At 45.6% G+C, this 24918-nt stretch carries 20 protein-coding genes; 10 read left to right on the top strand and 10 right to left on the bottom strand.

The window, feature by feature from the left end; all coding sequences use genetic code 11:
* Window positions 1-128: 128 nt before the first annotated feature.
* Entirely contained in the window at window positions 129-923 is a 795-nt protein-coding gene (locus OB236_RS03280) for an AraC family transcriptional regulator (RefSeq protein ID WP_262682716.1), read from the bottom strand.
* A 142-nt stretch (window positions 924-1065) separates the two neighbouring features.
* Between OB236_RS03280 and OB236_RS03275 the strand changes: the two genes are divergently transcribed.
* The gene (locus OB236_RS03275; protein WP_076229509.1) at window positions 1066-1839 is read left to right on the top strand and encodes a phytanoyl-CoA dioxygenase family protein; all 774 of its coding nucleotides are present in this window, start codon (window positions 1066-1068) and stop codon (window positions 1837-1839) included.
* 88 nt (window positions 1840-1927) lie between these two features.
* Window positions 1928-2167, top strand: coding sequence for a hypothetical protein (locus OB236_RS03270; RefSeq protein ID WP_076229510.1), 240 nt, complete (start codon window positions 1928-1930; stop codon window positions 2165-2167).
* An 88-nt stretch (window positions 2168-2255) separates the two neighbouring features.
* Here OB236_RS03270 and OB236_RS03265 read toward each other — a convergent pair whose 3' ends face one another.
* Complete coding sequence (locus tag OB236_RS03265; protein ID WP_076229511.1) at window positions 2256-2492, bottom strand: hypothetical protein; 237 nt, start codon at window positions 2490-2492, stop codon at window positions 2256-2258.
* Between the two features lie 225 nt (window positions 2493-2717).
* Between OB236_RS03265 and OB236_RS03260 the strand changes: the two genes are divergently transcribed.
* Entirely contained in the window at window positions 2718-3239 is a 522-nt protein-coding gene (locus OB236_RS03260) for a GyrI-like domain-containing protein (RefSeq protein ID WP_262682714.1), read from the top strand.
* A gap of 87 nt (window positions 3240-3326) precedes the next feature.
* On the opposite strand, the gene OB236_RS03255 is transcribed toward OB236_RS03260, so the two are convergent.
* From OB236_RS03255 to OB236_RS03230, 6 genes are all read right to left on the bottom strand, one after another.
* Window positions 3327-4154, bottom strand: a complete 828-nt coding sequence (locus tag OB236_RS03255) for a Cof-type HAD-IIB family hydrolase (protein WP_262682713.1) — start codon at window positions 4152-4154, stop codon at window positions 3327-3329.
* The gene (locus OB236_RS03250; protein WP_262682712.1) at window positions 4154-5086 is read right to left on the bottom strand and encodes a ComEC/Rec2 family competence protein; all 933 of its coding nucleotides are present in this window, start codon (window positions 5084-5086) and stop codon (window positions 4154-4156) included. The genes OB236_RS03255 and OB236_RS03250 overlap by 1 nt, the downstream gene beginning before the upstream one ends.
* On the bottom strand, window positions 5083-6177 hold the full coding sequence (locus OB236_RS03245) for an ABC transporter ATP-binding protein (protein WP_262682711.1): 1095 nt from the start codon (window positions 6175-6177) through the stop codon (window positions 5083-5085). The genes OB236_RS03250 and OB236_RS03245 overlap by 4 nt, the downstream gene beginning before the upstream one ends.
* Window positions 6178-6189: 12 nt before the next feature.
* Complete coding sequence (locus OB236_RS03240; RefSeq protein ID WP_262682710.1) at window positions 6190-7836, bottom strand: ABC transporter permease; 1647 nt, start codon at window positions 7834-7836, stop codon at window positions 6190-6192.
* Between the two features lie 103 nt (window positions 7837-7939).
* Window positions 7940-9034 (bottom strand): ABC transporter substrate-binding protein, encoded by a 1095-nt coding sequence (locus OB236_RS03235; protein ID WP_262682709.1) that lies wholly within the window; start codon window positions 9032-9034, stop codon window positions 7940-7942.
* A gap of 75 nt (window positions 9035-9109) precedes the next feature.
* Window positions 9110-10120: a LacI family DNA-binding transcriptional regulator gene (locus OB236_RS03230; RefSeq protein ID WP_262682708.1), complete on the bottom strand. Its 1011-nt coding sequence runs from the start codon at window positions 10118-10120 to the stop codon at window positions 9110-9112.
* Window positions 10121-10482: 362 nt separating this feature from the next.
* On the opposite strand from OB236_RS03230, the gene OB236_RS03225 reads away from it, so the two are divergent.
* The 7 genes from OB236_RS03225 (at window position 10483) to OB236_RS03195 (ending at window position 21354) form a co-directional block, all read left to right on the top strand.
* Window positions 10483-11634, top strand: coding sequence for a type III polyketide synthase (locus tag OB236_RS03225; RefSeq protein WP_262682706.1), 1152 nt, complete (start codon window positions 10483-10485; stop codon window positions 11632-11634).
* Window positions 11621-12367 carry a methyltransferase domain-containing protein gene (locus tag OB236_RS03220; RefSeq protein WP_262682705.1) on the top strand — a complete coding sequence of 249 codons (747 nt, stop codon included), beginning with the start codon at window positions 11621-11623 and terminating at the stop codon, window positions 12365-12367. The genes OB236_RS03225 and OB236_RS03220 overlap by 14 nt, the downstream gene beginning before the upstream one ends.
* Complete coding sequence (locus OB236_RS03215; RefSeq protein ID WP_262682704.1) at window positions 12364-13506, top strand: NAD(P)/FAD-dependent oxidoreductase; 1143 nt, start codon at window positions 12364-12366, stop codon at window positions 13504-13506. Before OB236_RS03220 ends, OB236_RS03215 begins: the two co-directional genes overlap by 4 nt.
* A 2-nt stretch (window positions 13507-13508) precedes the next feature.
* Window positions 13509-15668 (top strand): MMPL family transporter, encoded by a 2160-nt coding sequence (locus OB236_RS03210; RefSeq protein ID WP_262682703.1) that lies wholly within the window; start codon window positions 13509-13511, stop codon window positions 15666-15668.
* A 242-nt stretch (window positions 15669-15910) separates the two neighbouring features.
* The gene (locus OB236_RS03205) at window positions 15911-18505 is read left to right on the top strand and encodes a PAS domain S-box protein (RefSeq protein ID WP_262682701.1); all 2595 of its coding nucleotides are present in this window, start codon (window positions 15911-15913) and stop codon (window positions 18503-18505) included.
* Between the two features lie 113 nt (window positions 18506-18618).
* Entirely contained in the window at window positions 18619-19668 is a 1050-nt protein-coding gene (locus OB236_RS03200) for a metallophosphoesterase family protein (RefSeq protein WP_262682700.1), read from the top strand.
* Window positions 19669-19833: 165 nt separating this feature from the next.
* Window positions 19834-21354, top strand: a complete 1521-nt coding sequence (locus OB236_RS03195) for a hypothetical protein (protein WP_262682699.1) — start codon at window positions 19834-19836, stop codon at window positions 21352-21354.
* A 100-nt stretch (window positions 21355-21454) separates the two neighbouring features.
* Here the strand turns inward: OB236_RS03195 and OB236_RS03190 are convergent, their stop codons facing one another.
* Both OB236_RS03190 and OB236_RS03185 read right to left on the bottom strand, forming a co-directional pair.
* Complete coding sequence (locus OB236_RS03190) at window positions 21455-23065, bottom strand: response regulator (protein ID WP_262682698.1); 1611 nt, start codon at window positions 23063-23065, stop codon at window positions 21455-21457.
* Window positions 23062-24897, bottom strand: coding sequence for a sensor histidine kinase (locus OB236_RS03185; protein ID WP_262682697.1), 1836 nt, complete (start codon window positions 24895-24897; stop codon window positions 23062-23064). The genes OB236_RS03190 and OB236_RS03185 overlap by 4 nt, the downstream gene beginning before the upstream one ends.
* Between the last annotated feature and the right edge of the window lie 21 nt (window positions 24898-24918).

Below are 24918 nucleotides of genomic sequence, written 5' to 3'. Positions count from 1 at the left end.
ATGTTTATTTAATTTTGTTTTCATCTTATCATATTTGTTTGTGTTTGAATATATCAAATTCAAACACAAACAAAAGTATTGTAATAGAAATAAGTTTGGTTATTTATTATTTTGTTTAGCTGACTTTCTTAAATCCGGTAAGCTTTGCGAAAGGCAGATGGACTCATATTATAGGTATTGGAAAATACACGGCTCAAATAAAATCCGTTCTGATAGCCGCATTGCTGGGCAACCGCTTCCAAAGTAAGCTCGGTATTCAACAGCAGGTTCTGTGCCTTGCGCATTCGGATAGCTGTCAAATACACGATAGGTGAGACGCCCATAGCGGTCTGGAATCGTCTGGAAAATTGCGACTGACTCAAGGACGCTTGATCAGACAAAAGCTTCAAGGAAAGCGGCTCGTATGCGTGATTGTGGATATGTCGAACCGCGGTACGGATGACCGGATCCGCGGCAGTGATTTGAGTCGTCTTGTCCATCTGCTCTGCGGCACATAAGTACAATAAATCGGTCAACAAATGCTGTTTATAAGCGAACTGCCCTTGAATGTTCGAATCAGCAAACTCGCGAATGCGCGAAAACGTCGCTGAGTAGTGATCGATTCTATGGAAGGAAACTTTGCCTGAAGAGACGTCGGGTCCAGGCACAATAGGACAACCTTCCGCATCTGTCCACCTGAATTCGATGAATAGGAAAGAGATAGGCTCCAGCGCCTGGCGGTACAGTGTCACACCGGGAGGACACAGTAGGAGCTCACCAAATTTGGTACGTCCTTCCTCATCACCCATCCGATACAAAAAGCTGCCTTCATCAGCCGCCAATAGCACCCAATTCTCGTAGGTATCCTCTGCCAGTTTAAATGACCTTTTAATCGAAGTATTGTACCAAAGCACCAGAGATGCTTGGAAGGTTGTGTCCAACATCGTTTGTCCTCCTCTCGGTTACGCACAAAAAAAGATATGGATGTTAAGAAGTTCCTGCATGTAAGTCTCGGTTTGTACGTAGTAAGATGATATCAGGAATTGAGCAAAAACTATATAGTCAAAAAGAAAAGGATGTGTTGGCATGAAGAAGGTTGCTTATTTAACGAACGATCAATTGAAGAGTTACAACGACAATGGGTATCTCGTGCTGCGAAAAGTATTCTCCGAACAAGAGGCTGCCGTATGGCGTCAAGATAGCGAAAGACTGCTCAGCTTGAACGAATATCTCGATCCGAACAACCTGCGTGTTGGTTACCGTAAGATCGAAGAGCGTTCCATTATCGAGAAGATCGACCCTGTGCAGGATCTTTCGGCCGTATTCCACGGTCTGGTAAACGATGAACGCATTTTATCACCGCTTCGTGATATTTATCAGGATGAACCGACGTTGTTCAAAGACAAGCTTATTTATAAGCTTCCTGGTGTGACAGGGTATACGATGCATCAGGATGCCGCATGGTGGCAGGGCTTTCCGATAGAAGGATTGATTTCGGTCATGGTCGCTATTGATGGCGCCTCGAAGATAAACGGGGGCTTGGAGCTATTTCCGGGCTATCACTCTAAATTCCGCTCAACGCTGGGTGAGCTGCGTAATATGAATGCGGAGGAAATCGCTGAAATCGATTCGGCCAAGGGACAAATCGTAGAGACAGAACCTGGAGACATTATTATTTTTCATTCGTTCACGCCGCATCAAAGCGGTCCGAATACAGCCAACGTCAGCCGCCGCCAGCTGTATCTGACTTATTCCCCTGCCAAAAACGGTCAGTTGTATAAAGCACATTACCAGCATTATTGTCGGTATGTCACGAATTTAAGATCGAAGACCGATCCGAACGACTTGTATTTCAAATGATACCTGTTTACATCTGTTAAAAATGTGAAACCTATTCGGGTGCAAGGACATATCCTGTAGTATAGGCATACAAACAGGGTGTGATGGCATGAAGATCAGATTGCAAACCGACATGAAGGTAAATATGAAAACCATATTGAAGGATAGTATTATTCATGTATCTGATGATGCACTCAAACGGGAAATCAGAGGGATTGTATTATTCTGGGCGGAAAAACGACTGCTGGAGGATGGATGGCCCAGACCGAACAGCACCAAGGCGATTCGAGAATATTTAATGGAAAACGGAGTCATAGGTGACATTACGGAAGATCAGGAAGACTTTTGAATATAAGATGTGTACACATGAAAACAAGGATAGCTCTGCTGCTGGAGAAGCAGCGGGACTATCCTTGTTATCTGTTCCGCATTATGGGCTAATGTTCTATACGTTCTTGATCGGAGCTTTGAGTACAGTCGACATAGAAGGGGAAAGCAAGATTTTTTTCATAATGATCTGTGGAAGTCTGAGCCCCATCCATTTGTATTTCCATCTCTTTTTTGGTTGATAGCTTCACGGGGCGACTCCTTGAGATTACATCTATACATAGAATAAGCATGATACCGATTGTAACAAAAAACACGATAGCATAAACGGTCATCTCTTGAATCATCGTATTCCTCCTATGAATCTTTTTTCAAAGCTTACCAAATAGTCGATAAAAATGTACTCGAAAGCTACTGTCAACCCCTAGCTTTTATTGTCGAAGTACATGAATATGAATAAATTATGGTAATTCAGAGAAGTTTAGGAGGATTACAAGAGGGAATAGCGAATAAGAACAAAATTACGAACGTTTAATAAAAATGTGGAAATTTAGGTAAAAAGGAGAGGTTGAATGATGCAGGAGACGATAGCGGTTGAATGTGTAGAAGTAGCGCCTTTCAAAGCACTTGCGGTACGGACGGCAATGCTGCCGGACAAGAGTGGTACACGGGTGGCTTGGAGCAAGCTAACAGCGCAGGTTCCGTTGGACGATACACGACTGACGCTTGGACCGTCCGCGTATGTGTTCATTCCACAGGAGCAGTGGGGCGGGAAGGTCGATACGCTCTGGGTTGGACTGGCGGTTGCCGAATTCGGTAATGTACCCGATGGCATAGAAGCATTGGAAGTGATCGGAGGGCTGTGTGCGAGCGCGCGCGTGCACGGAGATGAAGCACACATGTGGCGTGTGTATGAAGCCATGTTTGCTTGGCTGGAGCAGTCACCAGATTATGAGCTGGATAAGCGACAAGGTGTGTTGGGGATGGAGACGGTACCACTCGAACCGTTGAATGCTTTAACCATTCCTTATGAATCCATCAAGACATTCGATTTCACCATGCTGTACCCGGTGCGCAAGAAGAAGTCGGATTAATTTTTGGACATGCACATGACCAAATAAAAACGGCATTTCTGCCGTTGTATGAAAATAATCATTTTATTTTGGCAATAATAATTCGATTCATGATGAATGTGATATGCGATGCAGACCATATTTGTGAATGACTTCCGCGACGGCATGCTCGAGATGAGATTTCGCAACATACTGCGCATGCGCTTTGAGCTCTGGATGTGCATTCCCGACAGCAACTCCCAATCCGGCCGTCTGTATCATTTCCAAATCGTTTAAATTGTCACCGATCGCTATCACTTCCTGCAGCTTGATTCCAAGATGTTTCGCAAGCGTTATTAAAGCCTGCCCTTTGGACACCGACCGAGGCAGCACTTCCAGGTACGTAGGCTCCGACCGCACCAATTCACAGTTAACCCCCACCATAGATTCCAGTGCTTCCGATACTCCGGAAAAATCCTGATCTTCTTTAATGATTAGTATTTTGTTGACATTGCTTTGCTTCAAAAAATCCGGAGTATCCCAGCTGTGACACTGCACCCTATCCTTTTTCATATATGCCTCGATAGGCTGCGTAATTTCTTTGACCCATATTTGCTTGTCGGCATAAAAAATCATATCCAGTGGTTGGTCTTGCAGTAATTGAAGGCATCTTTCAATGACATTCAGCGTAAGCCTTGCTTCAAAATAACAGTGATCCGTGTTGAAATCGACAATTTTACCCCCGTTGTATAAGATAACCGGATGACGGATATGTAACTCCTGTGCGTATGGCAGCGCGGCTTCTTCGACCCGCCCAGTGGCGAGTGTAACGATTCCGCCCTGCTGTTGAAAAGCAGAAATCATTTCCTTGTTGCGCTTACTGATCATTTGCTGCAGATCCACCAGTGTCCCATCAATATCGGTGACGATCATGCGGTAGCGATGCACTGACGGCATTATTTGTACACAATCCTTTCTGGAGCAAGCGGTAGCATAGATGAAAGGTAAAGGGTTCCCGACTGCGAGCCTGTAACATATAACTCAGCTCCAGACGTTTGCGCTAACCGTTCCCATTCATCCTGAAATTGTTCATATTCGGTGTCATTGTTCGTAATTAATATCCAGTCTGGAGACAACTTTCTGAGCAGCTGTTCGTTCCATCCATCAGCCATACCGTGATGGCCAACCTTAAAGCCGCATGGCTGCAGCTTCTCATGCTGCATAATTCGATCCCAGTTCGAGAGCAGCGCATCACCACCGAATAGTAATAGCTGAAGACCATCCGCCTGCTCGAATAGCCAGACGCTGCTGTCCTGATTGGATAAGGAATCGAAATTAATCAGAAGCTTCTCTTGTATGGCCGGTTCGAGAGGTGAAGAACACAGCTGCACAATGTTCTCGTAAGCCGGAAAATCATTGACATTTAATGGGTCCAGATGCCGCAATACAAAATGTCCGAAACTCCATGATGCAGAGGCAGCATCTTCAATGAAAGGTGGACGCAAGGATATGGTTGCATTTTGCTGGAGCAGCAGCTCCCATAATTGATTGTAATCATGGAACATCCGGGCTGTTTGTATCGCTTTTGGGTGGCGAATATCACTTAAAGCCGGCGAGAACCGAGGGTAAGGCAGAACCGCCTCGATGACAGGAATATGCTCCGCTACTTCAAGCAAGCCTGTCAGATGATCCGGATGAAGATGGGTTAGAATCATCAGGTCGATCTGTTTCCAGCCTCGTTCCTGTATGAAACGAAACGGAATAACGGACTCATGAAAGAATTGATCCCCTCCGTCGATAAGCACGACAAAGACTTCGCTTTCCGTGGGGATTTCCAGAAAAAAAGCGTCACCCCGACCCACATTCAATGCATATACAATGGGTCTCATGCTTCATCTCCAATTAATAGATGGATCTTCTTTTTGTCCAAGGCAATACGGATGTTACCTTCCAAATATCCACGAACACTTGGACTGGTATCATCAACGATCCACTGCATAGAACCGGCTTCTGCCCAATATCTGATCATTCGACCCAGAAAGCTGCTTCTTGTAATGACCCCGCTCCACACATTATCGTAATTTCCATGGCTAGTTTCATAAGGGATAACGGAAATGCATTCCGGTCTTATAACCAGTGTCACCTTGTCTCCCAGTTTTGCAGTATAACCGGTTTTATCGACCCTGATCGCCATATCCGCACATTTGACGATATAATCCTCAGCTTCCACGCCAACCACTTCACCGTTCAGGAAGTTGGCAACACCTACAAAGTCGGCTACAAACCTGTTGTTCGGTTTAAAATAAACTTCCCAGGGTGTACCGACCTGATAGATGGTCCCTTTGTTGAACACGGCAATCCGGTCTGACAATGAAAGTGCTTCGTCCTGGTCATGGGTTACGAAGATTGCCGTGATTCCGGCGCGCTGCTGCATATCTCTTATATCGTTTCTCACTTCCACACGCATTTTGGCATCCAGATTGCTTAAAGGCTCATCCATCAGCAAAATGTTTTGTCCTATGATCAATGCCCTCGCGAATGCGACTCTCTGCTGCTGGCCTCCGCTCATCTGCTTCGGATACCTGTGCTCCAACCCCTGTAGTCCGAACATATCGAGCATCGCTTCGACTTTTTCCTTTAGCACATTGGTGGGCACCTTTTTCAGCTTTAAGCCGTAGGCAATATTCTCAAAAACAGTCATATGGGGGAATAGCGCATATTCTTGAAAAACGAGCGGGGTGTTTCTTTTGTACACCGGCGTGCCGTTTACTTTCTTTCCTTCTATATAAATAGTTCCGGAGTCGGGCTCATGAAAACCGGCGATCAACCTCATCAGCGTCGTTTTTCCACAGCCGCTTGGCCCGAGAAGCGTGGTAAAGCTGCCTCTTTGTATGTCCAGTGATACATTATTGATGGCCTTGAAAGCTCCGAACTGCTTCGTCACATTTTCAATTTTGATAATCGAGTTCTCTGCACTCATCATATGCCTCCGTTATAACCCAATGGATTTACCCTGTTCTTTCATCAAAAGTCGAGCTATGCCGAGTACGGCGAAGGCGATGGAAATAAGCACGACCGTAAATGCTGATGCGCTGCCCCAGGCACCGTTCTGTACAAGGCCCAGAATTGAAATCGTACCGACCGACGTTCCTGCCGAATAAATAAATATGATTACGCTTAGGCAGGTCACTGAACGTAGGAAGGAAAGTACAAGTCCCGATAGAAAAGGCCCTCTGAGCAGGGGGAGCAGGATGTTCTTGAACGTTCTGAAATTGCCAGCGCCCATATTGAGCGACGCTTCCTCCAGAGAGGTTCCAATCTGCTGCAGGCCTGCAAGACTGGCGCTGTAACAGGTGGGTAAATTCCAGAACATCAATGCGATAATCATAATAGCCGAGGTTCCCGTCAGTACAAGCGGCCCTTCGTTAAAAGCAATGGCAAACCCGAGTCCGAGAAATACCCCTGGAACAGCTCCAGGTAAAATGGCCAGAAAATCCAGAAAACGGTTGATCCCAATCTGCTTTCTTTGTACGATATAAGCAAGCGGCAGTGAAAATAATGCTGCTGCAATCGAGGAAATGAGTGCAAACTTGATGCTGTTGAACATTTCTTTACCTTTGGCAAACACATAGCTCATATTATTCAGAGTAAAGGACCAGTCATATCCCCATGTCTTCGTGAACGCTCCGTAGAACAACACTCCATAGACCGCTAATATAACTGCCGTAACGAACAAACAGAAGGAGAACAAACCCCATTTTACATAAAAAGGGACAGGATACGGCGCCAAGGAGGTTTCTTTGCCAGTGACGGTTACATAGGAGCGTTGTCCGACCCAATTCCTGTTCAGTACAAACAATCCGAGCGCTGGAATGAGCAAAGCCGTAGACAGCATGGCTGCCGAAGGCAGGTCGAACAATCCGGCCATCTGCATATAAGCCTCAGTTGGAAGAAGCGTATAGTTGCCTCCGATAATCATCGGATTGCCGAAATCAGCCAGCACATTCATGGCGGCGATGAGTGCGCCTCCCGCAACCCCGGGTCTGCATAGCGGGAACAATACATCCTTAAATACTTGCCAGCGAGTTGCTCCCAGGTTATACGCAGCATATTCCAGGTTCGTCGGACCGGCCTTGAGGACCCCGTTAATAACAGCATAGGCATATGGGAAAAATGTAATCGTCTGAACCAGCCATAACCCATGCCAGCCGTAAATATCAAAGTTAAGGTGCAGCACATGCTTGGAAATGATCCCCTGTCTGCCAAACAGTAAAATGTACGACAGCGCGACGATAAAAGGAGGGGAGACAATCGGTAAAAGGGTAATAAAACGGAAAAGCCCTTTGAGGGGAATATTCAGCCTTGTAATGGAATAAGCAAAAATAAAAGCGACGACGGTGCAGGAAATCGTTGAAATAACCGTCATGAACAAGCTGTTTAACGCTGCCTGAAACCAACGTGAATTGCTGAACAGTTGTAGATAATCGCTTAATTGAGGAAAGCTAATGACTTTTAGGATCGGCCAGCATACAAAATAAACAGTGATCAATATGATCATGACTATAAGCGCAGCTAGAATCGGCTCTTGCTTCAATCGTTTCAAATCGGCCCATGCGTCTTTAACAGCACGTGAGGTCAAGGCAGGTCACACCTTTCGATTGCTAAACTTGCCTATGTGGTAAGAGAGAAACATTTCCCGCACAGGCAAGTCAGCGGTTTGCTTTATATGGCGGTTGCGATTGTTATTTCTTTCCGGTCACTTCAGTGAACTTCTTCACAACATCAGCCTTCATCTGGGAAGCTTTCTCACGGTCATATTTCACAAGCTTAACATCCTCGATTTTAATCATACCTTCCGGTGGAGCCACGTCTTTTCTCACTGAATAACGGTTCGATAATTTCGTATTCATTTCTCCAACCGGCTTGGTTAACAGCCAGTCAACGAACTTCTTCGCATTGTCCGTGTTGGCTCCGCCTTTCACAACACCGACGCCGCCGATTTCAAACGCAGTTTGCTCTGGAACGATAACCTGAATTGGATAGCCTTGCTTGGCCGATTTAACGATATCATGGGCCCAGGACATCCCAGCGACAAATTCACCTGTAGCCGTAAGATTAATGCCGTCACCAGCAGCAGGGGTGTAGTGATGAACGTTGTCATTGAGCTTTTTCAAATAGTCCCAGCCTTTGTCTTCGCCCAATCTGAACAGCTGGTCTGCTACAAAAATGTATCCTCCGCCAGCTGTTGCCGGGTTGGATGTTATGAATAAGCCTTTGTAGGCAGGATCAAGCAGATCATCCCACGTTTTCGGTTCTTTAATGCCTTTGGGTTCAAGCTCTTTTTTGAATCTGTCCTTATTCAGCACGATGCCAAGTACGCCCATGTACCATCCTTGCCAGAAGCCTTTAGGATCATTGAACTGGGCATCGAGCTCCTTGGCGTTAGGGGAAGAATATTTCTCAAGTAATCCTTGGGATGCGAGGGGCTCGTAAAATTCAACAGAGCCGCCGACAAATATATCTGCTTTGGGGGAAGCTTTTTCAGCCTGAATTCGTGTGCTTGCCTCTCCAGCTCCGCTTAAACGCAAATATTCGATTTCTATACCCGTATCTTCTTTAAACTTTTTTTGAATTTGCACAATATCATCTTCATTGAGGGCGGCATACACGGTCAGTTTTTTGGATGCTGCAGGGGTGTCTTTGGGTGCTTCTTTGGTTTCAGCCGGTTTCGGAGCAGAAGCCGTTGTTGGACCTGCACTGTTGGTTCCGCATCCGGTTAACGTTACAACACTGACGAGCGTAAAGGCAGTTAATACACCAATCCATTTTTTCAACACGTTTGTTCCTCCTTGTTTTGTTGCCCAATGGGCATGGGGTTGAAGAAGCAGGATAGCATGATCTTAGATTGATTGTTATATTTGCAGCGCCTTACAGGTTTGCCTTACGATCAACTTGGCCTTGATCAATTCGGATTTAGGGGTCATTTCTTTATCAGAAACCATTTGCAGCAGCAGCTCGGCCGCTTTGGCACCCATTTCCGTACGGGGCTGCTCCATTGTAGTTAATTGGATCCAGTGCAGCTCTGTGTATTCCAAATTATCGAAGCCTATGACGGAAATCTGATCCGGTACCGCAATTTTGTGCTGAGCCAGCCATTCGAGAGCCCCGATACCAAGCAAATCGTTCCCGGCGAATACAGCAGTTATGTTCGGATTTTTCTCATACAGCATTCTCATGGCCTTTCGGCCGCTGTCTATGTTTCTTCCACCACTCATAACGATGTTGCTGTCATCAGAGAGAAGACCGTGCTTCCACATGGTATCTTTATAGCCAAGCAATCTTTGAATCCCGGTAAATGAGCTTTCCGGCATCCCGATAAATCCGATCTGCCTGTGGCCCATACCGATTAAATAATTGACCGCCTCTGTTGCTGCCTCATAATGATCAACATCAACATAGGGGGCCGATAATCCCGGGGGCGTTCTTCTTCGTAAAAATACGACAGGCATATCCAGACTGGAAATGAGTTCCTTGAAGGACTCATCCAAGAAATCGGGAGTAATAATAAGCCCGTCAAACTGTCGCTCAATGGCATTGGAAAGAAACTGTTTTTCCTTATCAGGGTCGCGGTTCGTATTTCCGTACACAACCTGATACCCTTTTTTGGATAAAGTATCCTCAACTGCATTGGCTAGACCAGCAAAAAACGGATCCGATATTTCCGGGATCATTAAACCGATCGTATACGTTTTTTTGTTAATTAATCCTCTCGCTATCGCATTGGGCCTGTAATTTAGAGCTCGGATCGCCTCCATTACTTGCAGCTTTGTCTCTTCGCGCACATCGGGATGATTATTCATTGCTCTTGAAACTGTAGATACTGAAATACCTAAATGTTTAGCCACGTCTTTAATATTTGCCACATGCACACCTCATTCACAAACGTTTCCGGAAACGTTCCCTATGTTACAATACGATGTTTTCACTTTCAATCCGTTTTGCCCAAATTTACATAATCTCAAGAAAAGAGCCGTTTTTTCGATCAAATCTTAATAATAATTTTAAAATTACCTGTATTTTTGAACAAAAAAGCCGTTGTTAAAATACAAACGTTACCGGAAACGTTTGCAATTAAAAGGCAACCTGTCATCTGGATACCTCCATCGGTAGGGTGAGCGCCATGTCATATTACGGGGCCGATTGGCATATACATGTGGTTAAAGTCAGATACATGTCCAACATGAAGATAAATGTTTGAAGATTGCGCGAGGGGATGGATGTAACAATGGAACACGCAGATCCAATCATTGCGATCCTGGGCATAGGTACGGCTGTTCCGGAATTTCGGATCGATCAAGCGGATACAGCACACAGATTAGCTGAAGCGTTAAGAGACAGTCCCGATTCCGCACGTTGGGCAAAACGAATATTTAAGCAGTGTGGGGTAGAAACTCGCTACACCTGCGAACCGAATCTGCTCGAATCCGCTGAAAGCTGCCGTTATTTTCCAAGAAGCACAACACAGGATGCCCCTTCAACCAGAGACAGGATGCAAACCTACAAAAAGGAGTCGGTTCCCTTAAGTCTGGATGCTGCTCATAAAGCTTTACTGGATGGGAACATCAAGACCTCGGATATTACCCATCTGTTCACGGTCAGCTGCACAGGGCAATTTCTGCCTGGCTTGGATACGGTCCTGGCTAACAAATTGGGACTAGCCGCCGATGTCAATCGAACGCCGCTTAACTTTTTGGGCTGCGCTGCCGGATTGAAGGCTATTTCTTTGTCACGGCAAGTGCTCTTGGGTAATCAGTCTGCCAAGGTGTTAATTGTATGCGTTGAGCTATGCACACTGCATATTCAGCCTTCGAGTCAGCGTGAAGCCTTATTTGCAGCTTCTTTTTTTGGTGACGGGGCATCGGCTTGTATCATAGGGGCACCTGGCCCTGACCATAAGGATGTGTTTCAGCTCGACGATGGGCGTTCTGTTCTGCTGCCTGATTGTGCCGATGAGATGGTATGGGAAGTTGGCAACTACGGCTTTGATCTTTATCTATCTCCGAGTATTCCTAAGCTGATCGCAAGCTTGATACCTGCCGAGGTTGAACATTTGTTAGACGGTAAGTCGAATCCAGAGCTATGGGCCATACATCCCGGAGGTCGAGGGATTGTTGATTCCATACAGAGCCTATTCAAGCTTACAGATGAGCAGACCCGTCCCAGCCGAACCGTACTTCGTGATTATGGTAATGTATCCTCAGCAACCCTGTTATTTGTCCTGAACGAGATGAAACAGGAGCTGAAAAGCAAGGGCTCCGGACCAGCTACTGGGATTGCCTTGGCATTCGGCCCAGGTCTGACCGCAGAATTGATCCCAATAACATATCTTCCTGCGGTCATTAGTCAAGAACAGCTCATAGGCCATGTCCGTGCTTAGAAGCATACAGCGGAGGGCCGAAGAGCCCGAATTGATGGACGACTTTACTATAGGGGGAGCTGCGCTCCGAGAAGCCTTGCATCACCTCCGGCTGCTGAATCGGATTTTCGGTGCCTCTGCGCCAACACTTTATGGAGTCAAACGATTGTGGCTGGATGCCGGCAAGCCGAGAAAGTTAACTATTCTGGATATTGGGTGTGGATCGGGGGATGTGAATGCGCATCTCCTGAGATGGGCGGACAGGAATCGCATCGAGCTCCAACTTGTTTTGATTGATATTACGGAAGAAGCTTGTGAAGAGGCAAGGCTGTACTTTCAGAATGAACCGCGTGTACAGGTGAGGAAAGATGATTTGTTTTCACTGCCGGAAGCTTGTGCAGATATCATTACGGGAACGCAATTTGTACATCATTTTGCAGCGGACGAGCTTCCCGGAGTCGTAGATAAGATGCTGAAGGCTTCGCGATTAGGCGTTGTGATCAATGATATTCATCGGCATTGGATTCCTTGGGCTGCGGTGTGGCTTGTAACGCGAATGCTTTCTACTAATCGTTACATTTTACACGACGGGCCATTGTCCGTAGCCAAAGGCTTTCGATCGGCGGATTGGCAGCATCTGGGGAAAACGTTGGATACCCCGGAGATGTTTTATGCATGGAGACCGTTATTCCGCTATGTCGTCGTCTTAAACAAGACCAGATCTAATTCCAACAACGGAGTTGAGCAGGGATGAATCCTACTTACGATGCAGCCATTCTTGGTGCCGGCATTGCAGGCAGCAGTCTGGCCAAAAAGCTTGCGGATCAGGGCTGGGATACCGTTCTGATCGATCGTCAGTTGTTCCCCCGGCACAAAGTTTGCGGAGAATTCCTTTCCCCGGAATCCCAACATACACTGAAAGCATTAGGTTTAATGAAGGCTGTGGAGTCGCTGCAACCAAGCATGATTACCCGGATAAGGCTGATCTTCAGTCACGGTGCTGCTTTGGAGATTCCTTTGCCTGGACATGCTCTCGGTGTGAGTCGTTATTTACTGGATTCCACCTTCCATAACGAGGTACTAAGGTCGGGTGCACAGCTGCAGACGGCAACATCGGTCACATCCGTGTATCCCAATGAGGATGGTTATACGATTGAGACGAAGCGGGATGGGTTGAACAAACAGATTCAGGCACGTACGGTAATCGCTGCTTGGGGAACTCATCGTCGTTCAGTACTTCCGCGTTCTACTCCTAAGGGTTCCGTTCAGTCTATGCACATCGGGGTGAAATCCCATTACTCCGGAATAGAGATGGAGCCTGTTGTTGAGCTGTATGTGTTCCCTGGTGGTTATCTGGGCATTTCGCCGATTGAAGGTGGACTTGTGAACGTTGCGGCGCTTTTGACACAGAGCGCTTTTGGAAAAACAGAAAAAACGATCCTTGGCATGATCGATGCTGCAGCTCGTAGAAGCCCGAAGCTATATCGAAAACTGGCTCAAGCGACTCCGGTGCCAGGTACGCAGTCGGCAGTTTCCCCGATTGATTTAAAGCGTAGGCCCTTGGCATGGGATGTGATTCCACATGTGGGGGATGCTGCGCTTATGATACCGCCATTGTGTGGAGACGGCATGTCGATAGCTTTGCGTTCGGCGCGATTGTGTGGCGCATTAGCCGACCGCTATTTACGCGGGGATCTAACGCTTGGAAACTGGCGGCATGAATATACGCAGTCTATACATCGAGAATTCAAGCGTCCTATGCGATGGGGGCGCTTTCTGCAATGGTTGTTTGGCTTACCGCTTGTGCCCCGACTTTTGCCTGGATTAGCGAATTTGGCACCAGGACTAGCTATTGAATTGGTTCGGGCAACCCGTTTACAAGGAACAGAGTAAACATGGGAGTTCACAGGCTTGCGCTGATCTCTTACCGCTATCCCAAAGTTGTTATATCGTTCTGGGCCTTGTTTTTGCTCTTTTTTGGTAGTTACGCAAGCAAGCTGCCTACGGTCCTCAAGGATCACGGTTTGCTCCCGAATGGAGCCTACGTCCAGGTTCAGCAGCTATTGTCTGCTGATTTTCATATACCCGAGGACCCGATCATGCTTGTTTTTGAAAAAAAAGAATTCGTATCGCTGGAGAGGTTTCATCATTATATCGAACAATCCTTAGATCAATTGAGTGGAATTGACGGTCTAACTGAAGTGATATCACCACTCCAGACGCAGGGGATGCTTGAAGGTAATTACGCTTATGCACTTCTTTCCTTTTCCTATAAGCCTTATCAGCTGAAGCCCGTACTGGCAAAGTTGCATAGCCGTTTGCTGAATCAGCAGGATATGATGGTAACCATGACAGGGAAATCTGTCGTTCAGGACGATGTGAACCGGGCAAGCGAACGTGATTTGCGCAAAGCTGAGCTGATCGGCATACCGGTCGCCTTTATTATCCTGTGGTTTGCTTTTCGAGGAATCGTTTCTGCGATGATTCCTGTTGTTATAGGCATGATTGGGGTAGCCAGCACTATGGGGATGATGTATGGAATAGGTACCCAGCTTGAGCTTTCCAACTTTGTGCTTAATGTCATCCCTATGGTCGGACTGGCTCTGAGTATTGATTTCTCCTTAATTCTGGTCAGCCGATTTCGAGAAGAATTAGAGAGACAAGCAGCAGAGCCGGCGATGGTCACAGCCATGAAGACAGCTGGAAGGGCTGTCTTATTCTCGGCGTTCAGTGTTTTATTAGGTTTAATGGGAACCCTGTTCATTCCACTTCCTATTTTCACTTCGGTTGCTGTAGGTGCGATGACCGTACTAGTCGTTTCGGTTTGTTTGACTTTTACCTTATTGCCCGCGATGCTATCATTCTTATGGCCTGCCATTCAAGCGGAAAGCAAGCCGCTGTCCAATAAATCAGCAAACAGAAGAAAGAATATCTGGTATTCCCTATCGCTTTTTGTAATGGACAAACCGGTCCGTATGCTTGTATTGGCTTCATTATTGCTAATCGGCTGTTTGCTGCCTGTAAGCAGGATGAAGCTTGCCATACCGGACGCGTCATCTTTACCTGCTGTCTATAGTTCTCGTCAGGCTGCCGAGGTTTATCAAGCCCATTTCGTTACTCCTTCGACCTCTTCTATAGTTATGGTCATGCAAGGGAAAGCCGATAACCTGAACAAACAAGATTGGATGGAGGCCTATGCCTTTGTTCAAATGTTGGAAAAGGATCCCGGTGTTGTACGTGTTGATTCTGTTTTTTCCACCTTGGGCATGCTTCCTGAAAAACTGGATGCATCGTTTCAGCAGCAGCCGCTGCCACAGGAACCATATGGATCGGTGCTGCTGCAGAGATTTGTGAATAAAAACCAAATGCTGATCCATGTGACATTAAGGGGAAGCCCGTCTTCGGAACAAGTAATGGACTGGCTCAGACAACGGGAGCAGACCGGAGCATCTGCAAATTTACCGTATGTGCTGGGTGGAGAGGCCAAGTACCAGCAGGAAGTCTTTGATGCTATATTTCAGAATCTTGGTTACGTGCTCTTATTTATTGTGATTTCCAATTATTTGGTATTATTCTTTGCTTTCCGATCCCTGCTTATTCCGCTTAAAGCCATTGTGATGAATCTCCTGAGTCTGGGAGCCGCATACGGCGTTCTGGTATGGATCTTTGAAGAGGGGAATATGGGAATGGAACCGGGCAGTATCGCCATCATGATTCCCGTATTTATATTTGGACTGACCTTCGGTATCAGTATGGATTATGGGGTGTTCCTGGTATCGCGAATCTTTGAAGTATACCGAAATACACAAGACAATGATCGCGCCGTTCTCATCGGGTTGTCGTCAACGAGCAGAACCATAACCTCAGCAGCCGCAATTATGATTGTGGTGACAGGACCATTTGCATTTGCCGACGTTGTCGGGGTTAAACAGCTTGGGATCGGTATTGCAGCAGCTATTCTGATTGATGCGACCATAATTAGAATGCTTGTCGTTCCCTCCTTAATGAAATTGTTCGGCAGTTGGAACTGGTGGTCACCGAGATGGCTCAAATAGGTTGAGCAAAGTATAACCGATTACAAATTACGACGACGATTTACATAATTTGGAATTTAAAAGGTGCAAATAACCCTTTCATTTATGAAGGGTTTATTTGTAGTTGCTCGTGTAGGCAAACTTCAAGCATCTTGCCTCCAAATACAAATTCACAAATAAATATCGTCGATGCAGGAAAGAAGGTAACCCTGCTAGAAAGCTATCTAAAAGCTTATTTCGATTTGTGACACGGGGAGGGACCTATGATTAACGACTATCGTTTTGCGGATGAATTATTCATTCAGGCATTTCAGCACGCACCGATTGGGATGGTTCTCTTAGCAACAAATGGAGCGGTTCTTAAGGCGAATGCTTCCGCATGCTCCATGTTAGGATATTCGGAAGACGAACTAACCCGAATCGCTTTTCAAGAAATTGCACATCCAGATGATGTAGTGCTTAATCATGAGCTTATGAACCAATTAATCGAAGACAAGCGGGAATCGTACCAGACGGAAAAACGATTTTTTCATAAGCAAGGTTCTATTACATGGCTTCAATTAACAGTTTCCTTAGTTAGGGATGAGGAAGGCAAACCCTTATTTTTTATATCCCAGTTTATTAATGTATCCACTCATAAGTTGGCTGAAGAAGGATTGCGGGAGAAAGAACGCCAATTATTATACAGTGAACAACGGTACAGATCGTTATTCGAGCATCATCCGGATCTGATCTTCTCGATGGATTTGGAGGGTACGTTTACTTCAATCAACCATTCGGTGGAGAGACTTATCGGATATACAGATCAGCAGATTCAGCACAATTCGGTCAACTATCGCACATTTATGCATCCTAAAGACAACAAGAAGGTAGAATACCATTTTGCACTGGCAGCAAAGGGACTTACTCAACGGTATGAGACTGAGGCGTTAGATAAGAACGGGAATTGTATCAGCTTCGATGTGACACATATTCCTATCATCGTGAACCATCAGGTGATGGGGGTTTACGGTATTGCCAAGGATATTACCCAACAAAAAGAATTATGGTTACAGCTGAAGGAAAGTCAGGAGTTGTACCAGATTATTTCAGATAATGCTCAGGAAATCATTTCATACAGCACGCCGGATGGTATTACCCGTTATGTGTCACCCGCTATCAAAACTATACTGGGCTATGAACCTGAGGAAGTGATTGGCACCGTTACGACCGATTATTGGCATCCTGAAGATCGAGCATTCTTGATCTATAACGGACTGTTTCCCATTTCGGAGGTCGATATCTTTACCTGCAGAGCCCGCCATAAAAATGGACACTATATTTGGATTGAGACCACCTTGAAGTTAATCAGAAATCGTGATGGGAAAATCACCAAATTATTTAGCGTTGGAAGGGATATTTCAGAGCGCAAGCAAGCTGAGGATGAGCTGAGGAAAACCAAGGACAGACTGGAATCGTTGATTCAAAATAATGCCGATGCGATATGGGTGGTTGACCTTGAGGATCGGGTAATAGAAGCCAATGCCGCCTTTGAGAGCATGTTTCAATGGAGTCTGGATGAAATTATTTGTGCTGACTCGGTATTCTTGATCGTGCCCGATCATCTCAAGGAATCTGTAAAACTCAACTTGAATCAAGTGAAATCCGGTAATTCGGTTATAGGCTTCGAAACGATCCGACTGCGTAAAGATGGAAGTCTCATCGAAGTAAGCGGAACCTTATCTCCTGTACGTGATGAACAAGGCGTAATTGTTGGGATCATGGGGATGTACCGCGATATCAGTGAAAGAAAAAGAGTGGTTCAGGAGCTGAATGCAGCTAAGGACCAGCTGGAATCTTTTATTGATCATAATGTTGACCCGATTCTCATTGTAAACCTTGAAGAAAAGGTGTCCAGAGTCAATCATGCATTTGAAAAGGTTTTTGGATGGTCAGCCGAAGAAATTATAGGCCTCTCCATTCAGAAGCTGCCGATTATGCTCCCTGATTTGTCGCCGTCGATGGATATGAGGCAGAAGGTGTTCAAATCGAATGAGCCGCTAACGGGGTATGAAACCGTCAGATGCAGAAAGGATGGCACGGTCATTCCTATCATGCTGTCGAGCTTTGGTATGCGAGATGAGCGCGATCATATTCATGGCTGGGCTGTTATCCTGAGAGACATCACTGAGCAAAAGCAGGCGGAAGAACTCGTGATCAATTCCAAAAAATTATCAATAGCCGGTCAATTGGCAGCAGGAATTGCACACGAGATCCGTAATCCGATTACGGCTATCAAAGGCTTTGTACAGTTTATGCAATCGGGCTCGCTTCAGAAGCAAATCTATTTTGATATCATCTCGTCTGAAATCGAAAGGATCGAAATGATTTTGAGTGAACTGTTAATTCTGGCCAAGCCGCAATCGGTCCAGTATGAGCGTAAGGATATTCGTATGCTCATCGGTCAAGTGACCACCTTATTGGGGACACAAGCGATCATGAACAATGTGCAAATTGTTACCGAGTTCGAGCTGGAGACGACTCATATTTTATGCGATGAAAATCAATTGAAGCAAGTCTGTATCAACTTCATCAAAAATGCTATTGAAGCTATGCCCAAAGGCGGCACGATCGTGATTCAATTGAAAAGTAAAGATAAAGAAAACCTGCTGCTCCGGTTCATTGATCAAGGGTTTGGTATTCCTGAACATATTCTGTCCAGACTCGGGGAACCTTTTTACACAACCAAAGAAAAAGGCACCGGACTAGGCTTTATGGTGAGTAAAAAGATTATTGAAAATCATCAAGGAGCGATAGAGGTATTCAGCATAGAAAACGAGGGGACAACGGTTGAGGTCAGTCTTCCCATAGCTCATTAAGGGAAGGAATGTTTAAATTCAGGAAATCTTAGATTTATTGAGAAATGATTAATCTTTGTATGCTATAATTCTGCTATCGTCTGATTTATAGATAGAACAGGTGGTGGATGCATATGATGTCCCGAAGGCAATTTGTCAAAAGAATGCTAGCCATCCTGGCGGTTTTCGCGGGAGGCGGTACGATATGGAAGTATGTACTCGATCATGAAAAACCGCTGCATGCCGAATCTGATTCCACAGCTGCAACTACACCTATACCTACCGAGCAAACAGCCAATCCGACGTCGAATAAGCTGCTGCTGTCCTTCTTCCTGTTAAGTGATCTGCATATTTCCGATGGGATCTCGATAATGACAGATAAACTGCATGCCGCATTGAAAGACGTCAGCAGCTTTGAATCTCCGGTGGAATGTATTGTGTTAGGTGGAGATCTGACGGATATGGGGCGTGAGACGGACTATAAGCTGCTGCGCAAAATATTAAACGGTTACAAGCTGCCTCCGATCTATGCCAATATGGGAAATCATGACTACTATGATATATGGTTAGATAAGAAAGGCGAGTTTGCCAAGGAAACCATGCCCAACGGCAAAAGCGATGCTATGGCCAAAGAGCGATTTATGAAATTTTTTGGATATAAGGATCAACCATATACCGATTTCTGGATGGGTGGCTTTCATTTCATATTGGTTTCTCAGGAAGCTTATGTTGGCGATAAACCGGAATATGGCGAAGGGGCCTGGTATTCGGATGCACAGCTGGCTTGGCTGAGCAACCAGATGAAGCAGCATGAGGACGGGAAACCCGCTTTTGTGTTCATTCATCAGCCGCTGCCGGCACCGGGTATGGATGGAGGCTCGCATCAGCTGGTCCGGGCCAAGGAATTCCGTGAGATTCTTAAGCCGTACCGTAACGTATTTGTTTTGTCTGGTCATACGCACCGTAATTTTGCCACGGAGAATCATTATAACCAGGACAACTCGTTTCATTGGTTCAATAATGCCTCAGTTGGCAAAACACGCAGCTCCGGGAATGATAATGTTGCTCAGGGCATGTATGTGCAGATCTATGAGGATAAGGTTGTGGTCCGTGGGCGCGAATTTTCGGACCGCAGCTGGATCGATTCAGCTCATTATACCGTGCCGCTGCAAGCGAAGGCATGAGAGATTTACTCTCAGCGAATTGAATGTACCCATTCTGAAGCCTCCAGTTTCCACGCTGACAAGTGTGAACTGGAGGCTTCTTAACTCGTCCTCAAGAACTTTTCTGACACATCTTGCGTCTAACGCATAGCTGGAAAAATATATGTATAAATGAGGCGAGCGCACATGTTAAAGAAAACGATGCTGACCTGGCTCGGAGCGCTGCTAGTGTGGTGCCTGTGGTCAGGTATAGCTATGGCGGAATCGAGCTCTGTTCAAGTTAGCATAGTGAAATTCCCCGTGAAGGTTAACGGTCAAATGATGAACAACAAGCAGTTGGATTATCCATTCGTGGTGTACAAGGACGTGACCTATATACCGTTAAACTGGGATTTGATGCAAGAGCTTGAGCTGAATATCGATTGGACCGCAGCCGAAGGATTGAAGATTTACAGAAGCTGCTGCACGAGTCCTTACTGGATGTACCCAGCTCTTGAGAAAACAAAATACGTACAGAGTGGCAAGGCAGCAAACTTGTTGACTCGCACTTATTCGGCCAAGGTTGCCACTGCTCCCATTCAATTATGGGGCGCACAAATTGTTAACGATAAGGAAGAATATCCGTTCCTGGAGTTCAGGGATGTCACCTACATGCCGCTGACATGGACGTTTGCTCATACACGACTTATGATGGATTTGCAATTTAGCCTTGAAGAAGGACTTTCGATATGGAGCGGTCAGGACCAAGTGCTCCAGCAAATTGTATATGATGATGCCGAAGCCTTGTATGTCGATGCCTTGGGTAAAGACTATAAAACCTACGCCATGATGAAAATCGATAAAAAGCTGCAAACGAAACCGGAATGGATCGAGAAGGAGCAGGCACAAAATATTCGTGACAAGGCCGCCCAGGATGCACAGGCTGGAGCCTATGAGGGGAAGAAGGTTGCAATTGAACGTGTGGGCAACAGCCTCACCTATGAAGGCTTCCAGCTTGGAGAGCTGCGTAAAGAGGAACAAGGGATTCTCGGCGATACCAAGCTGCAGATTGAAGGTACGTTGTATGAGATCGATAGCAAGCGAAAGCTGCTTGCCGTGTACACCTATTTCCCGATAGCCGTAATAGGTCCACCGCCAAGCAGCCGCTATCAGTTGTTCGCGATTATAGATGGACAATTGCGTCCAGTCACCAATTATCCTTACAAGCCACAGCATGTTGTCAAAAATACCGACGGCTCGGTTTGGATAGCACGAGATCGCATGCCTTTCAGGGATTTTTATTTCCGCGGCTCCGGTTTGCTGGCGCTTATGGACATAAATGGTAATATACGCCTTGCCAACGAAGTCTGGAATGAGCAGGATATCAGCCCGCTCGGATTTAACAGTCCTACAAGAAATCCAGTTGAACCCGATGGAAGGTTGATTGTAAGGCTGTACGGCAAGTCTTACACAAACGAGCTGGGAATCGACCCTTCTACAGGGTTAAACCCTCTCACCAGTGAACTCATTGACCCTCAGAAAGACGGCTTGTACGAGGTATTGCCTACACTGGAGCTGCGGAAATTGTCGAAGGCCCCTGACGATGGACTTTCCTTTTACCGAGACAGCGAAGGTGATATCTACACCATTCAATTGTACAGCAATACGGTGACGAATTGGACACAGAATCGGTCAAAAACCTGGAGTGACATTGAGCTGCTGCAATAGCATACTGTTTCGTATATAATAAGCAGCTGCAGATGAATAGACGTATGGAATAAGGGGTAACCATTGGTTATCCCTTATTTGTCTGCTTAGTGACTCTATGTTACAAGGAGTCTGCGCCCAAATTGTTTCTGTATTGGGTAGGTGTCATGCCGATATACTTTTTGAAGATTTGAAAAAAGTATTTTTCATCGTTATAGCCAGCGGCATGGGCAATATCACTTAGCTTCATACTTCGATCGTGGAGCAGTCTGCAGGCGTGATCGATACGAATTTTGTGTAGATGGTCGAGAAAATTGGTTTTGAGCTCTTGCTTGAACAGAAAGCTTAAATAACCTGGAGTAATGAAAACTTCACGGGCTACGGTTTCCCGATTGATGTCCTTGTGATAGTTATGCTCCATATAATCAAGTACGGATTGGAACATTTTGTTGCTGTTTTTTTTCACATGTAATTGCTCACTGGCTTTTAATAATACGTCTGTTAATGTCTGTACGATGTAATCCATACTGGAATGCTCGATAATATGGGTAAGCTCTGTAAGGCTTTCACCGAATACGTCATTCGTATTAATATTTTTTTCGATACAATAACGGTACAAGGCAAACACAAGCGCAAGCATGGACTTTTGAATATGCTCTTTCGAGGTGCTGGCTGGCTTAAGCGCTTCGTTAAATGCGTTCAGCCTTTCCGCAATGGCATTCTGATCACCTGTGGCTACGGCCTGAATTATCGCTTTCTCCTGGGATAAAGGGTAGGAGGTGTGAACGGGATCATCATCGACAGTTTCCTTGTAATCAACAATCTTTTCGGTACCGATAAAATATTTCATATCCAACGCCCGGATCGATTCCTGATACGAAATTCTCAGATGGTTAATACCCGGATCAAAACTGCCTATACCGATTGAAACCGTGAATTTCAAATATTGACGAATATGCTGCTGCACCTCTGCTGCATGTTGGTTCAATTCATCGATGCCTGTCCAATCCTCTGTATTTAAAATAACGATGATATCATCCTGATGTTCAAATGCAGCACATCGAAATAAAGCAGAGAACGTTTCCTCAGCTATATTCTTGACACCATATTTGAACAGTTCGATATCCTCTTGATCATACTTTCGCTGCAGCATATGCAGATTATCAATTTGTAAGACAATGATTCCAAAAAACAGGTGGGGAAACGCCTCTCCATTGATATGCAGATTGGCCAGCAGACGCTCGAACGGTGGATTATCTGTCATCACCAGTCGACTTAAAGTCTTCTCCTTTAAAAGCGGAAAGCTTTCGCGAAAGCCGACTTTAAGCTTTTCCAACGTATTCTCCTGGTGGCGTGCCTCCTCAATGATCGCTTTAAGCTTAAGAACCGTATCCAATATTTCCTGTGTTCGGCTTGGCTTAAGCAAATAGTCACTGGCGCCGATCGTCAGCGCTTTCTGTGCATAGGCGAATTCATCGTATCCGCTCATAATCACACATTTGATATGGGGATAATCATTCGTTACATGTTCAATCAGGGAAAGCCCGTCCATCTCCGGCATACGTATATCAGTGAGCAGGATATCCACATGAACATTGTTCAACAGCTCGAGGGCTTCAGCCCCGTCCCTGGCTTCACAAACGATCGTAATATCGTGCTTCGTCCAATCAATCAGGGAACGTATGCCTGTGCGGGCTCTTTCCTCATCATCGACAATCATTAAATGGATCATACGTGTGGTTCCTCCTGGGTATCGGGTATGGCAGGGACTATAATTTCTACTCGGGTTCCTTGACCCAGTTTACTTTCATAATTCAGTTGATAACCTTCCTTGTAATAATGCCTCAGTCTGGCATTCACATTCTGGATCGCATAGCCACTGGTTTCTTGTCCCGTGTACACGTCACTGTCGGCAGGCTCTGCCAGTATCCGTTGAATCGTCGCCGCATCCATGCCAGGTCCGTTATCTTCAATGACAAATCGCAAGGTATCGCCCTGAAGAGAGCCGCTAACCGATACAATTCCGCCGCCGCGCTTACGCTCAATGCCGTGAATTAACGCATTTTCGATAAAAGGCTGAAGAATGAGCTTTAAAATAACATAAGGCTCGATTTCATCCGCGATATCAACCCGATATTCCAAAAGATCCTTGAATCGCATTTGCTGCAGAGATAAATACAATTCAATCAATTCTTTTTCCTTTTTGACATTGGTAAAGCTTTTGCCGCGATTCAGGCTTAAACGGAACAATCGGGACAGGTTAACAATCATCTCACTGATCCGGCTTTGACCTGCTGCTTCAGCTTCCCAAAATATCGTATCCAGCATGTTATACAAAAAGTGAGGATTGATTTGTGATTGAAGCGCCTTGAGCTCGGCTTCTTTTTCTTTGAGCTGAAGCACATAGGCATCGTCGATCAAGGCTTTAATGTTAGCCACCATGCTGTTGTACCCGCGGCTTAATTCCCCGATCTCATCTCTATATTTAATATCTACCCGTTCGTCAAAATGGCCATTCTGAAATCGTTTCATCGACAGCAGCAATTGACGCAGGGGTGCAGTCAAAATCGAAGTCAGGATAAACATAAAAGGAATACTGAGAAGCAAACATGCCAATATTAATACAATAACAAACACCTTGATCGAGCTTAACTCCTGGGTCAGTGAGGCCAGAGGGACAGCATACAGAATGCTCCAACCGTTTTCATTGATACCGCTGTAAGAGAGTAGCAGCTTCTCCCCATTGCTGTTGATGATCATGGAGCCGGACTCACTTTGCTGTCTTGTCGCTGTAAAAGACAAATCCGGGTTGTTGCTGCTAAAAAAATCTTTGCCCGCTTTTAACAACGGGTAGCCGGTTTGATCGAGAATGACAATGCCATGGTCTTGGTCATGTAAATTTTTTAAATACAGGTTACGGATCGTATTTTGGTTAATCCCCACAAAAATGAACCCGATCGTGCTGCCATCGCTAACATTGCGGACAATCCGGCTCATTCCGATTTTCTCATTCCGGTTATTCTGAATGAACACGTTGTTATCGTCCGTTAGCGGAAACCAGTATGAGGCACCGTTCAGCTCCTCGGTTTTACGGTATATCGGACTTTCCTGAATGTGAATAAACTGGTTGGCACCGCTGCTATCATCGGTAGATACCTGAAACAGAGGGGTAGGGCCCTTTCCGTACAGAGCCAAATAATCAAAGTTCCGAGTGAGCAGCATTTGGTTCATCATTGACGCGGACGAGCCCGAGTACAGGGTGGTTTCAAGCTCGTTGGACGTACCGAGATTGCTCTGAAGCTGGCTTTGTACCTCGGATGCGAGACTGAATACCGTTACCCAATCCGCAATGTTTTTTTGCAGCATGACAATATTGTTGTCCACTTCTTTAATAATCCCGAGATTGGTGGTACTGACCTTATTAATAATTTCTTTACTGGAGGTTTGATAGGAATAATAGCCCAGTGTTAGACAAAGGACTACAATTAGCAAGTAAAAGAGAATGAAGATTTTATATTTAATGCTCAGGTTTAAATAAAGCTTTCCTATATTGATCATCTCCATGTATGATACTGATTCTGGTTG

It is taken from the genome of Paenibacillus baimaensis (assembly GCF_025567575.1).
Note: the sequence above shows the minus strand (reverse complement) of the source record. Positions and strands in the feature narration are given on the sequence as shown.